This is a genomic window from bacterium (assembly GCA_020444065.1).
Lineage (GTDB): Bacteria > Sumerlaeota > Sumerlaeia > SLMS01 > JAHLLQ01 > JAHLLQ01.
This window is the reverse complement of the sequence record JAHLLQ010000002.1, coordinates 265,075-277,819: the sequence shown is the minus strand read 5'-3', so window position 1 is coordinate 277,819 and position 12,745 is coordinate 265,075. Positions and strand designations below refer to the sequence as shown.

General features: G+C 59.1%; 8 protein-coding genes. 4 read left to right on the top strand and 4 right to left on the bottom strand.

What is annotated here, in order from left to right; translation table 11 throughout:
- Positions 1-3: 3 nt before the first annotated feature.
- Entirely contained in the window at positions 4-990 is a 987-nt protein-coding gene (locus KQI84_05715; GenBank protein ID MCB2154362.1) for an HAD family phosphatase, read from the bottom strand.
- 206 nt (positions 991-1,196) lie between these two features.
- Between KQI84_05715 and KQI84_05710 the strand changes: the two genes are divergently transcribed.
- The 4 genes from KQI84_05710 (at position 1,197) to KQI84_05695 (ending at position 9,332) form a co-directional block, all read left to right on the top strand.
- On the top strand, positions 1,197-3,311 hold the full coding sequence (locus KQI84_05710) for a hypothetical protein (protein ID MCB2154361.1): 2,115 nt from the start codon (positions 1,197-1,199) through the stop codon (positions 3,309-3,311).
- On the top strand, positions 3,308-5,257 hold the full coding sequence (locus tag KQI84_05705; protein ID MCB2154360.1) for a hypothetical protein: 1,950 nt from the start codon (positions 3,308-3,310) through the stop codon (positions 5,255-5,257). The genes KQI84_05710 and KQI84_05705 overlap by 4 nt, the downstream gene beginning before the upstream one ends.
- Entirely contained in the window at positions 5,254-7,152 is a 1,899-nt protein-coding gene (locus KQI84_05700; GenBank protein MCB2154359.1) for a hypothetical protein, read from the top strand. The genes KQI84_05705 and KQI84_05700 overlap by 4 nt, the downstream gene beginning before the upstream one ends.
- 86 nt (positions 7,153-7,238) lie before the next feature.
- On the top strand, positions 7,239-9,332 hold the full coding sequence (locus KQI84_05695) for a hypothetical protein (GenBank protein MCB2154358.1): 2,094 nt from the start codon (positions 7,239-7,241) through the stop codon (positions 9,330-9,332).
- Positions 9,333-9,338: 6 nt separating this feature from the next.
- Here KQI84_05695 and mnmE read toward each other — a convergent pair whose 3' ends face one another.
- The 3 genes from mnmE to glnA form a co-directional block, all read right to left on the bottom strand.
- Entirely contained in the window at positions 9,339-10,745 is a 1,407-nt protein-coding gene (gene mnmE / locus KQI84_05690) for a tRNA uridine-5-carboxymethylaminomethyl(34) synthesis GTPase MnmE (GenBank protein MCB2154357.1), read from the bottom strand.
- A gap of 124 nt (positions 10,746-10,869) precedes the next feature.
- A complete protein-coding gene (locus KQI84_05685; GenBank protein MCB2154356.1) occupies positions 10,870-11,208 on the bottom strand; it encodes a P-II family nitrogen regulator in 339 nt (112 codons plus the stop codon).
- 72 nt (positions 11,209-11,280) lie between these two features.
- A complete protein-coding gene (gene glnA / locus KQI84_05680) occupies positions 11,281-12,708 on the bottom strand; it encodes a type I glutamate--ammonia ligase (protein ID MCB2154355.1) in 1,428 nt (475 codons plus the stop codon).
- Positions 12,709-12,745: the final 37 nt, after the last annotated feature.

Below are 12,745 nucleotides of genomic sequence, written 5' to 3'. Positions count from 1 at the left end.
CGATCAATCGATAAGCGCCAGAATCTCCTCGAAGTCCTCACAGAAATCGCGACACAGCTCGCGCGTGCCGCTTTCGTTGATGTTGCCGTCCGCGATTCCAATCGGCGCAAAACCGGCCAGCAGGATGGAGCAGACGCCCGCACCGCTGTCCTCGATGCCGATCACGCGCGCGCGGTCCTCAAACGGAATCCCGAGCCCGACGCGACAGACCTCGGCGTACAGCCAAGGATGCGGCTTAGGCGACAGTTCGCCCAAGGTGCCCGGTGAGCCTGCTCGCAGCGGGAAACCCGCCGTGATGATCGCGTCGTAGAAGTCCTCCGGGGCTCCCATGTCCAAGGTCCGAAACGCGGACAGGATCTCCGGCCAAGCCTTCTCGTAGAGCCCCGACGTTACAAGGCCCAACTTCACGCCGCGGTCCTTCAGCGCGTGCAAGAACTCGCCGATCCCCGGCGACGGCGTGAACGCCCCTGGCCGGCCCCGCCCCTTCATGATCTCGTCCATTTCGCGATGAGTATGCTCGAAGTAGAAGGCCCGCGCCTCTTCCACCGACTTCTCGGGGCAGTACTTCCGGATGCAGTGCTGCAGGTGCTCGGAGACGCTGTGGCCGGATACGTGCGGCAGGTCGGCTTCCTCCAGCTCAAACTTCGGGTTTCCAAGGAGGCTGGCCGTCGTCTGCTGAATGATCCAGATCCAGAAGCTCTCGCTGCGGACCGTCGTGCCATCCAGGTCCATCAGGACGGCCTTCAGCGGCTTCTCCACCGACGTTGCATGTACTGGGTAATATGCCGGATAGCCCATGGCGGATGAAACGTAGGCGATGGTGCGATCCTCGAAGGCGATGAACTCCACCTTCCCGTCGCCGGTCGCCGTCACGGAAACAACGCCCTCGCGGCCGACGCGGAATTGCCCGTCGCTGCATGCCTCCAGCGCCCGCATGCCGGACGCATCGCTGATCGGCCCAATGCCGGGAATCTCCACCAAAGTCGCCATGGCTCGCCTCTCTTCAGCAGGATCAATCATCACGTCTGTCGCAAGCGTCGGAAGAGATGCAACGAGGAAGTCCGCCCAGGTCATCTCGACATTCCCTGAATATCCCGTGCCGCCCACGGTAGGGACAGGAGTGAAGAGGTGACAATCCGCCGCGAGAGGCCTATGCTATGATGTTCCCATCACCGCGCGTTCAGGGGGAGTACGCGATGAGGTCTTCCAAGCTTTGGATCGGCGTCCTGCTGCTGGCTGGGCTGGCGTGCCTTGGGGGGTGTTCTGGAGGCAACGGCGATCCGAAGACCTACTTCGTCCGTCTGGGCGAGATCATTCGGATTTCTGAGGTGCCGGATAGTCCGAAAGTCGAACTCTTGAGTCCCCTGAAACCGGATGTCCAGTATCGGCGGCAGTTCGATCTTGAGGTGTACGACGGGGAGTGGGTTCTCGTCTCGAAAACGATCTCGAAGACGGGCTACGCACCGGATGGCGAACTCCGGATGACGACGCGCTACCTGCTCCAGGAGTCGCCTTCTGGCCTGGGATACGATGCCACCGGGAGCATTTCGTATGTGCCAGCGTACGATCCATGGCCCCCTGACGACATGCTCGAGGCGATCAAGAAGAACTCCGACGGCCGCGGCGAGCTCTTCATGATGGAAGTTCACGATCCGAAGTTTCTCGACTTGTTCACGGCCTGGCGTGAGAAACGTTTTGACGATGCGAATCAACTGGCAATGGAACTCGTGCAGCGCCATCCGAAGGATCGGTTGTTTCGCATGGCGGAAATCGACACGGCCATGCTCGTGGGCAACGAGGTCCGTTACGATCGATTGATCACGGCGTACGTGAATGATTTCGGCACGACGGATCATCCAGCCGACAAACTCGCCATCGAATCGATGAGGCGAACGCAGGAAGCGCGACGCCTGAACCGAGAAGGCAAGAATTTGCATTCAGCCTTCGAATCCAATGCCCCGAATGATCCAAACACACCGAGCGAGCCGATTGATGCGGTGCTCTTGCGATACCGCACAACATCGCGGAATTATTCGGTGCACAACCCCGACGAATGCCTGGTCCTCACCGATGGGACTGATATTCCCAGTTTTTTTGCACTGCTGATTCAAACCAAGCTCGCCTGCGTCCTGTCGGACTTTGCGATGATGCAGGGCCAGGTCGAGCAACCCATCTCCATTCTGAAAGGCGCCTGGCAGATGGGGCTTCTGTTCTCGAGAGACGGTGGATATCTGATCCATGATCTGATTGGGATTAACATCCGCAGACTTGCGATGCGCGACCTTCAAAGGGCCTTTCTGAATGCAACGACGACATCCGATCAGATCGCCTACTTCTTTCCAGTCATTGATGATGCGTACAGGCAAGAGCGCGCGCTACAGGCGCAGTCTCGCGCTCCGAACTGGCAGTCGACGGAGATGAATATCGAGACTCTCAATGAGTGCGACACGCGCGGGAACGTGGCCTTCACACTCACGGCGCTCACGCACTCGGCTACAGCGGCGAGGCAGCATTTCCTCGCGAGCGGCCAGATGCCGGAGCGGCCGGAAGACTTCGCCCCCCTGCTGCCCGATGGGCCCGATCCGGATCCTTTCGATCCCGACGGGCGTCGACTGCGTACTCGACACGTGCCGGAGCGAGGAAATGTCTTCGCGATCTACAGTCTCGGTCCAGACGAGGCAGACCAGCAGGCCACGATCTCGTACGATCCCTCGAATGGGACAGTCAGCACCGGCGACATCTTCACGGACATTCCACGGGAACGCGAGTATCCGTTTCCACCCCCTGGGGAGTTGGAAACGACCGCACCGGAGTTATTGAAGCAATTCCCGAATGGCCTTCCGCCGGATCCATTGAGAGACAAGTCAGGGAACAGCTACACGATCCTGATGAGCGATCCAGCTTGGATCCTCTCTGGCGGACCCGACATGAAGATGACGGTCGGCGGCGAGTTCCTGTATCCGCGCGAATCACAAGAATGGAAGGCGAAGTATGACGAATGGGTCAGTTCGGGCCGTCCCGGTCCGGAACCATTCTATCGATACGAGTGGTATCCGTCTGGCGACATGCATAATCCCGATGATGACCAGAAGGTCGATGGAGTCTTCACTCTGGGCCGAATCGGAGAGTTCCAGTTTAGCGACATTCAGCCGGGCCGCGGAGTATCGGTCTATGACGGCCAGTATGTGGTCCTCAGCGATCTGATGTCCCAGCCTTACTACGATCCCACAAACGGCCTGCTCAGCGACGGCAACCTGTTCTTCAACACGGCCGACCCGGGCGTTCACTCATTCGGGGGGAATATGCCATGAAGTCTTCCAAGCTTTGGATCGGCGTCCTGCTGCTGGCTGGGCTGGCTTGCCTTGGGGGGTGTGGTGAAGAGCAGGAGGCGCCGATGTACTACTTGCGGCTGGGCGAACCGATTCGTCTGACGGAGACGGCGGATGGATACGATGTAGAGAAACTCGGTCCACCAGATTCCGATCTGGAGTATCGCTGGGAATTCGAAGCGGAACGGGAAGGCGATCGGATCATTCTGGCTGCGCGGGCCTTTGTCCCGGAGAAGGAAGAACCGAAAACCCGAAGCTGGTACCTGCTGGAGGAATCACCAACCGGCCTTGGTTACGATGCTATCGGGCGCGCGGTCTACTACTGGGGGGGATATCTCCCCTCCAAAGAAGAAATACTGGAGAGTTTTGAACATTCCGAAGGTCGCGTCGAACTCTTCATGATGGAGATCCACGATCCGAAGTTTCTCGATCTGTTTGCAGCGTGGCGGGAAGGTCGGTTCGAAGAGGCGGAAGCTCTCGCCACAGACCTTGCCCAACGTCATCCCGAGGATCGTCTGTTCCGACTGGCGGAGATCGATGCCGCCATGGGCGTCGAAAACGAAGTGCGTTACGATCGCCTGATCGATTCCTATGCCCGCGAGTTCGAGGCCACGGGACTCCAGGTCGATCAGTTGGCTATAGAAGCCATGCGCAAAACGCAAGACGCCCGACGGTTGGATCGAGAAGGCAAGAATCTCTGCAGCATTCTTGAGTCGGAGGATGACAGCGATTCGGGATCATCGGAATCGATTGAAGAAATGATGGAACATTTTCGATCGCTGACACCCGAATACACGACCTGCAACTCGAAGAACCACCTGATTCTCACGGACAATGACGATCTGCCCAAATACCTGAATCTCGCGATGCGCGCGAAACTTGCACGGGTCATTGCCGATTCCAGAATGTTGCAAGGAAAAGTCGATGGGCCAATCCATACCCTGAAGGGAAGTTGGCAGGCCGGACTTCTCTTTTCTCGAGATCGAGATGATATCATCGATGATCTGATCGGTATCGCCGTACGCTCGATCTCAATTCGGGGAATTGAAACCGTATACCTGAATGCAATGACGACCTCGGATCAGATCGCTTACTTCTTTCCGGTCATCAACGATGCATACAAGCAGGAACTGAAGATCCAGGGAAGGAAGCCTGGTCAAACATGGGATTTCTGGCAGATCGAGCGATGGAACAGACTCGAGTACGACACGCGCAAGAAGGTCTCCCTGACGCATACCGCTCTCGTACACTCTGCGGCCCCGGTGAAACACCGCCTCTTCAGGTCCGGCGAGTTCCCTTCGAGTCCGCGAGACTTCGCTCCCCTGCTGCCGGCTGGGCCCGACCCGGATCCTTTCGATCCTGAAGGGCGCCGCCTGCGTACTCGCCTCGTTCCGGAACGGGAAAATGTCTTCACAATCTACAGCCTCGGTCCGGATGAGGCAGATCAACAGGCCACGTTCTCGTACGATCCAACGAATGGAACAATCAGCGCCGGCGACATCTTCACGGACATTCCGCGCGAACGCGAGTATCCGTTTCCACCCCCTGGGGAGTTGGCAACGACCGCACCGGAGTTATTGAAGCAATTCCCGAATGGCCTTCCGCCGGATCCATTCGCAAGAAATCGCATCGCAAGCTACACCATCACGCACACCGATCCTGCTTTGATTCTTTCTGTTGGTCCGAATATGGACGCGGAAGAGGAGAGCAGCCAGGTGATTGACTCGCTCGTTGACCAGGCCCACCGGATCAAAAAGGGGGACGGAATAGCCACGCTCGGAAGACAATACATCCTGCGAGACACGATGCTCCTCGACGCACCGTATGACCCTACGAACGGTATCAGAAGCGATGGCGACTTGTTCTTCAACATGGCCGATCCGAGTGATCGCACGCCGCCATTCCGCAATCAGGAGTTTGAACAATGAAGAAGTTCGCCATCGGTTGGCTTGTCCTATTCGCGGTGATGCTTCCAAACGCAGCGGCCTGGGCGGAGGGGTCGACGTTGTACTACGTGCGCGGCGGTGTGCTCCTTCGTGTCGAGAAGACAGTCGACGGATGGGTTGTGGCCGAGGCGAGTGAACCCTATGGCGATACGAACATGACGATGGAGCACTCGCTGCGGAGCATACGCGGCCGGTTTCTTCTTCAGGTTCACACGGAGGTCGAGCAGGAGCATTGGGATTGCAGCTATGATACTTGGTATCTACTCGATCCCTCGCCGTTAGGGCTGGGGTACGATCTCATCGCGACGGGAATGCCCGAGGTACCCACGGATGATGTCCTCGCGTCTCTGATTGCTGTGGATCGCATCGAATCCACGCTGATGCGTGTCTCTGACGAGCGATTCGCCGATCTGATCGAGTTGTGGAATAGCAGGGATCTTGAGGAAGCCTCCGTGCTGGCGCGGCAACTGGTGGCCGATCACCCGGGCGATCGGCTGTCTCGGATCGCTCAGTTCGACACCGCATTGGCGCTCGGCGATGATGAGCGTCTCGTCCTTCTGGCCGGCGCCTACACACGGGATTTTAGCGAGAGCGGTCGTGCTTTCGATCGACAGGCAATCGCTGCGATGCACGACCGATGTGAAGCCCGTCGCATGGCAAGAGAGGGCACGAGTATCCGCGCATTGCTTCCCGGGTTGATTGGGAGAAGCACGGAGCTGCGGTTGCCGTTGGATCAGATGCTCGCCTACCTGGCTAGCGTCACTCTGCGGAACACTGCGCGCTCCCTCGATCGCCCGCTAATCATGCCGAGAGAGGGAATTCTCAACTTCCTGGGATTCCAGGTCGCGACTAAGGTCGCACGCATCGAGGCCGATTTCGCGATGATGCAGGGACGATCCGGCGATGCATTGGATTTGCTGCTTGGCACGTATACGATGGCGCAAATTCTCTCTCGCGATTCCGAGACACTGATCGCGGAACTGATTGGTGTCGCCTGTCGAGCCACGCTGCTGCCAAGTCTCGGATACGCTTATCTGGATGCACTGACGGCTCCGGATCAGATCAGAAACGAGTTCCCACGGCTCGATGCGGCATGGCAGGAGGAGGTAGAACTTCAGCAACCGCGAGAAGTCGATTGGTGGTCTGAATGCCCGCCACAGTACTTGGGCGGGGAAGTCTGGTTCCGCCGTACAGCGGCGTTTACGCATCTGTCGCTGCTGCACACGGCTGCTGCGGCTAAGTACCATTTTCTGGAAACGGGTGAATTCCCGTTGGGAAGGGGGGATTTCTCCCCGCTGCTGCCGGATGGACCGGACGTGGATCCGTTCGATGTCAAAGGCTCTCCGCTGCGGTTCATTGAAGATCTCGATCAGTGGACCCTCTACAGCATTGGCCCGGACAAGAAGGATCAGCAGGCCAGTCTTGCGTATGATCCGACCAACGGTTCGCTCAGCCCCGGCGATATCTTTCTGCGCATCCCACGCGAACGTGAATATCCATTTCCGTCGGAACACCGACTCAGTAGGACTCTACGAGGCATCATGAATCAGTTTCCGAACGGTCTGCCGCCCGATCCGTTCGCGGACACGCGCGGCGAGAGCTACACCGTCACCAACACGGATCCGGCCTGGATTGTGTCGTCCGGCCCCGATACAGACTCAGCCTACAAGCATGGAGGCACATGGGGAAACAAACTCAGTAGTCTGGATGGGATCGCACCCGGAAATGGGATCACGACATCGGACGGCTTCTACACCTTGTATTCGGAGATGACGATCGAACCGATGTACGATCCCACGAATGGCGTCGTCAGCAGCGGTGACTTGTTCTTCGACACAGCCGATCCGAGCGATCGCACGCCGCCGATTCTGAAGTGACACGTTGCGCAGAATGATCCCTCTTGCTCGGTGAGGCGGATTCCTGCAACGTGTGTTCATCTAAGGAACCGAGAGAGAGCAGGCGCATGCGCCGTTCATTGTATATCCAGGTACTGCTGCTGAGTACGGTGATCGCGCTGCTGGCCGGATGCGGTGATGGCGAGGAATACTACTATTTTCGGATGAGTCACGAGTGCATCAGTCTGAGACCATCGCTCGGGAAGGCGGAAGTCGAAGTCTTGAACGCGCCGTCCTATCGAACGGGCTACGAATTCATACGAATCGGAAAGCGATGGCTTGTTTCTGCCGGGCATCGGATTGGAAATGACGATGGAGCAGGAATGGCCCGCTGGATATTGCTCGACGAATCCGCAACCGGTGATGGCTACGATCTGATTTGGACATCGCGAAAGGAAATGGAGCCCGACTTGCGGATGTTGGCAAAGCTGGAGGCTGAGGAGCGCATTCCTCTGTTCATGATGCGTGTTCCGGATCCGCAGTTCGTGGACTTCCTGAAACTCTGGAAAGAGAGAGACTTGGACAAGTCGCGGTCTGTGATGATGGAGTTGCGCCGCCCATACAACAAGAATCGGTTGATACGACTGGCAGAAATCGATCTCGCACTGACAACGCAGGACAATGAACGGTGCGATGAGTTGATCAAGTCTTACGAGGACAGCTTCGGGAACACCGGATTCCTCGCCGATGAATTCGCAATCGAATCTCTGCAACGAACCAGAGGGACTCGCCGCCTGGATCAGGAAGGCAAGAACATCTCAGCACTCCTCGGATCGGACTTCGAAGATGGTTCACCCGTTGGCCCTTCGACAGAGGATCTACTCGATCGATTCGCAGCCGTTACGCACGATTACACAACGCGTTCACCGAATCAGCCAATGGTGATGAGGGATGCAAAGAGCCCCTTTCCACTTCGCGATGCGGCGCGTGCTGCGTGCGTTGAGGCCGACTTCGCGCTGATCCGTGGCGAACGCGAGCGGGCCCTCGATATCCTGTTCGGTGTCCATCAGTTCGGCGCGAAGATGTCTGAAGAAGGAAACGAAATCGGGAAGTGCGCGGTGGGAGCCGTGATTCGCGGAAATGCTTGGGGAGGTCTTGAGTTGGCATTTCTCGATGGAATGGAAACAGCGGATGAGATCGCTGCGGAATTCCCAAGGATCAGGCAAGCGCATCTCGATGAGGCATCGCTTGTGCGCGCAGGCGCCAGCGGCTGGGAGAAGTTCTACCTGGGCGATAGTGATTTCAATGGTGTGGAGAAGGAGCGGCTACAGCGACTGGCAATCGCGGCAACCACGGTAGCAGCCATCGCGGCAAGGCATCACTATCTGATCACGAACGATTGGCCTCGAACGCCGGAGGACTTCGAGTTGATGCTTCCCGATGGCTTGCCGGATGACCCGTACGCTCCGAATGGCGAAATGATCCGGTTCGGCATTGTTCCAGAGCGGGACGAAGTCTTTGCAGTCTACAGCCTGGGGCCCGACGGCAAAGACGATCACGCTGCCATCAAGTTCGACAGAAACCTCACCAGCGATCGAGGTGATATCTTTGTCGATGTTCCAGCCGAGCGCAAGTACCCGTTCCCCCCAAAGGGGCAACTCGCCACAACGCTGACGGGACTGGTTGAGCAATTCCCGAACGGTCTCCCGTACGATGTCTGCGCACCCGGCGTATACTGTAGCTATACGATCACGAATACCGATCCTGCATGGATTATCTCTGTCGGTCCCGATTGGAAGATTGATGAGCGGACGACCGGAGTGAAGGAAGTGGAGACGGCCGAGTCGCGCGCGCGTTTTGCGGAATGGGCGAAGAAAGGGAAGCGAGGCCCAGCACCCCCTCGTGTCATGAAACCCGTGATCACTGTAGAGACGCCGGAATCGAAGGAGCGCTATCGGCAGTGGATTCAGGACGGTTGCAGAGGCTCTGCTCCCCCGCCGGAGGGACAAGCTGTGCTCGGTGAACTCGATGAGACAACGGGTGAGGCATTCGACATCGAAGGCTTGGACTCTGGAGACGGCTTGGCGCGCTCGGGAGAGTACTACCTCTACCGTCGACAACTCAGCATCGGTCAAGTCTACGATCCCACGAACGGCATCAAGAGCGCCGGCGATATCTTCATGAATACCGCCGATCCGACGGATCGCAACCCGTGGGATTGAGATGGATTACTTCCCGAGACAGAAGGTGGCAAAGATGGCGTCCAGGACATCTTCGTCCAATCCCTGGCGGCCCGTTATCGTGTCGAGCGAACCGATGGCCTCGGTGAGACTGACGACGAGCAGTTCGGGGCTCTGATCGGCAGCCAGTCCCTCAGCCGCGGACACAAGCTCCTGCGCCGCAGTGCGAATGGCGTCGACGTGACGGCGATTGGTGACCAACGCCCCTTCCGCGCGTTCCTCAGCCCGGCCCAGGAAATCGACAAGTCGCCGTTCGAGCTCTGCGACTCCGTCCCTCGTTTTTGCTGAGAGAGCCAGGAATCCCCGTCGCCCGGGACCGTGGAATCGATCGGGCAGCGCGGCCGCTTCGGCCGCATTGGCCGCGTCGAGTTTGTTGGCCACAACGAAGTGCGGACGATCGCTGACGTGCGAGTACTCCTCGATCGCGCGAGGATCGGGTCCGGAGGCATCGATCAGGAACAGCACCAGATCGGCGGCTCGAAACTCGCCGAGGGCACGCTCGATGCCCATTGCTTCGATCTCCCCAGCATCCGCGCGCAATCCCGCCGTGTCCACGATCGTCACCGGGATGCCAGCCAGATCGAATTCAGCCTCCACGGTGTCGCGCGTTGTGCCGGGATGAGGCGTCACCAGCGCGCGCTCTCGCCGCACGAGCAGATTGAACAGGCTCGACTTCCCGGCATTTGGTCGACCGCCGAGCACCAGGCGAACGCCGTCACGCAGGTGTGTCCCACGCTGCGCCGACTCGAGCAGGCGGCCGAGTTCTCTGCGCGATTCCTCGATTGCCGCGAGCAATCGATCGCGCGTCGCGAACTCCAGTCCTTCCTCCGGGTAATCGACCGAGGCTTCGAGTTCGGCTGCGACCGGCACCAGGCGATCGCGGATGGCTTCGAGCCGATCCGACAGACCGCCACCGAGTTGCGCCAGTGCCGCCCGCGCAGCGGCCTCCGTATGCGCTGAGATCAGGTCACAGACAGCCTCCGCCTGCGCGAGATCCATCTTCCCATTCAAATAGGCACGCCGTGTGAATTCTCCAGGCCGCGCCAGGCGTGCGCCAGCGACCTGGCAGGCCTCCAGGACCTGCGAGACTCCGACCGGGCTGCCGTGGGTTTGGAACTCGACCATATCCTCGCCAGTGTATGAACGGGGTCCGCGCCAGAAGATGGCAAACCCCTCCTCGATGCGCTCCCCCTCTGGCTGGCAAACATGACCGAGGATCATGCGCCCTGGATCTGGGTCGGCGAGATCGCCTGCGTATGGACGAAAAACTGAACGCGCCAGGTCGTGACAGCCGTTTCCGCTCAGGCGAACGATCGCGATTGCCCCCGCCCCCGGTGCGGTCGCCCGAGCGCAGATGATATCGCGAATGCCTTCCGATGAAACGTAGCGCGCCATGCGAAGAATCTAGGCCAGCGACCGATCGGGGGGAAGCGGAGAATGCGCGCGACAGAAAACGACCCCGGCGATTGCCGGGGTCGTTGATTGGTTTAGGGTTGAGTGCGGCTTTCTGCCGTGGAGATCAGAGCGCTTCCTCGCCGGTCTCGCCGGTCCGGATGCGAACAGAGTGCTCGACGCTGCCAACGAAGACCTTGCCGTCGCCGATGGTACCGGACTTGGCGGCGCCGGTGATGGCTTCGACCGCTTCGTCCACCTTGCCGTCGGGAACGACGACTTCGAGTTTGATCTTCGGCACGAAGCTCACTTGATACTCGCTGCCGCGATAGAGTTCCTGGTGGCCCTTCTGGCGGCCGAAGCCGCGCACATCCCAGGCGGTAATTCCGATGATGCCAATGTTGGACAGGGCTGTCCGGACATCCTCGATCTTGTGCGGTTTGATGATCGCTTCGATTTTTTTCATGGGGTCGCCCTCTCTTCGTCGGGTCCGTGGATTGAGGTCTCGTCCTGCGAGGAAACCTTCTTCTTACTCCCCTCAGCAGTCGTAGTACAACAGGAACTCGTAGGGATGCGGGCGAAGGCGCAGCGCGTCCACTTCGGCCTCGACCTTGTAGTCGATCCAAGTCTCGATCACATCCTCGGTGAACACGTCGCCCTTCAGCAGGAACTCGTGATCTTCCTCGAGAGCCTGAAGCGCCTCGTCCAGCGAGCCGCAGGCCTTCGGGATGCTCTTCGCCACGTCGGCGGGCAGATCGTAGATGTTCTTGTCGAGCGGATCGCCCGGGGAAATGCGATTCTGGATGCCGTCCAGGCCGGCCATCAGCAGCGCGGCGAATGCCCAGTACGGGTTGCAGCTCGGGTCCGGGCAACGGAACTCGATGCGCTTGGCCTTGTCGCTCTGGCTGTACATCGGGATGCGGATGGCGGCACTGCGGTTGCGCTGGCTGTAGGCCAGGTTGACCGGTGCTTCGTAGCCCGGCACCAGGCGCTTGTAGCTGTTCGTGGTCGGGTTCGTGAAGGCCAACACCGAGCGGGCGTGCTTCAGGATACCGCCGATGAAGTGCAGGGCCTGCTCGCTGAGTCCGGCGTAGCCATTGCCTGCGAACAGGTTCTTGCTGTCCTTCCAGATCGACATGTGGGTGTGCATGCCGGAGCCATTGTCGCCAAACAGCGGCTTGGGCATGAAGCACGCCGACAGGCCGTGGCGGGCGCAGACGTTCTTCACGATGTACTTGTAGAGAGCGCACATGTCGGCCATGTGGGTCATCTTGTCGAAGCGCATGTCGATCTCGCACTGGCCACCGGTGGCGACTTCGTGGTGGTGCGCTTCGATGTTCATGCCGGCGGAGATCATGATGTCGACGATCTCGCTACGCAGGTTGTGCAGCGTATCCGTGGGGGGAGCGGGGAAGTAGCCGCCCTTGTGGTCGATCTTGTGCCCGAGGTTTGGACGCCCGAAGTCGGCGCGCTCGTCCTTTGCAGAATTCCAGATGCCTTCCGGAGAGTCGACGTAGAACAGGCCGGTGTTGGAGGTGTACTCCATGCGGGCTTCGCTGAAGACGAAGAACTCGAGCTCGGGACCGACAAAGACGCTGTCGCCGATGCCCGTGGACTTCAGGTAAGCCTCGGCCTTCAGGGCCGTGTTACGCGGGTCGCGGCTGTACTTCTCCTTGGTGATCGGGTCGACGATGTTGCCGACGATCGTCAGGGTCGGGACCTCGGAGAAGGGGTCGACCATGGCAGTCGCGGGGTCCGGCATAACAAGCATGTCCGACTGATCGATGGTGGACCAGCCGCGGATCGACGAGCCGTCGAAGCCCAGGCCTTCTTCAAAGGTGTCCGCGTCGACCGCGGTGGAAGGCACGGTGAAGTGCTGCTGGGTCCCTGGGAAATCCATGAACTTAAAGTCCACGAACCGGATTCCCTTCTCTTCGATCAGTTTGATGACTTCGGATGCATTCATGGGAAAGAAACCTTACAGTGTTGGAATGGGGACCGGC

Excerpts from the sequence above, each read along its gene's own strand:
- KQI84_05715 (MCB2154362.1), bottom strand. The coding sequence starts at position 990 with ATGGCGACTTTGGTGGAGATTCCCGGCATTGGGCCGATCAGCGATGCG.
- KQI84_05710 (MCB2154361.1), top strand. The coding sequence starts at position 1,197 with ATGAGGTCTTCCAAGCTTTGGATCGGCGTCCTGCTGCTGGCTGGGCTG.
- KQI84_05705 (MCB2154360.1), top strand. The coding sequence starts at position 3,308 with ATGAAGTCTTCCAAGCTTTGGATCGGCGTCCTGCTGCTGGCTGGGCTG.
- KQI84_05700 (MCB2154359.1), top strand. The coding sequence starts at position 5,254 with ATGAAGAAGTTCGCCATCGGTTGGCTTGTCCTATTCGCGGTGATGCTT.
- KQI84_05695 (MCB2154358.1), top strand. The coding sequence starts at position 7,239 with ATGCGCCGTTCATTGTATATCCAGGTACTGCTGCTGAGTACGGTGATC.
- mnmE (MCB2154357.1), bottom strand. The coding sequence starts at position 10,745 with ATGGCGCGCTACGTTTCATCGGAAGGCATTCGCGATATCATCTGCGCT.
- KQI84_05685 (MCB2154356.1), bottom strand. The coding sequence starts at position 11,208 with ATGAAAAAAATCGAAGCGATCATCAAACCGCACAAGATCGAGGATGTC.
- glnA (MCB2154355.1), bottom strand. The coding sequence starts at position 12,708 with ATGAATGCATCCGAAGTCATCAAACTGATCGAAGAGAAGGGAATCCGG.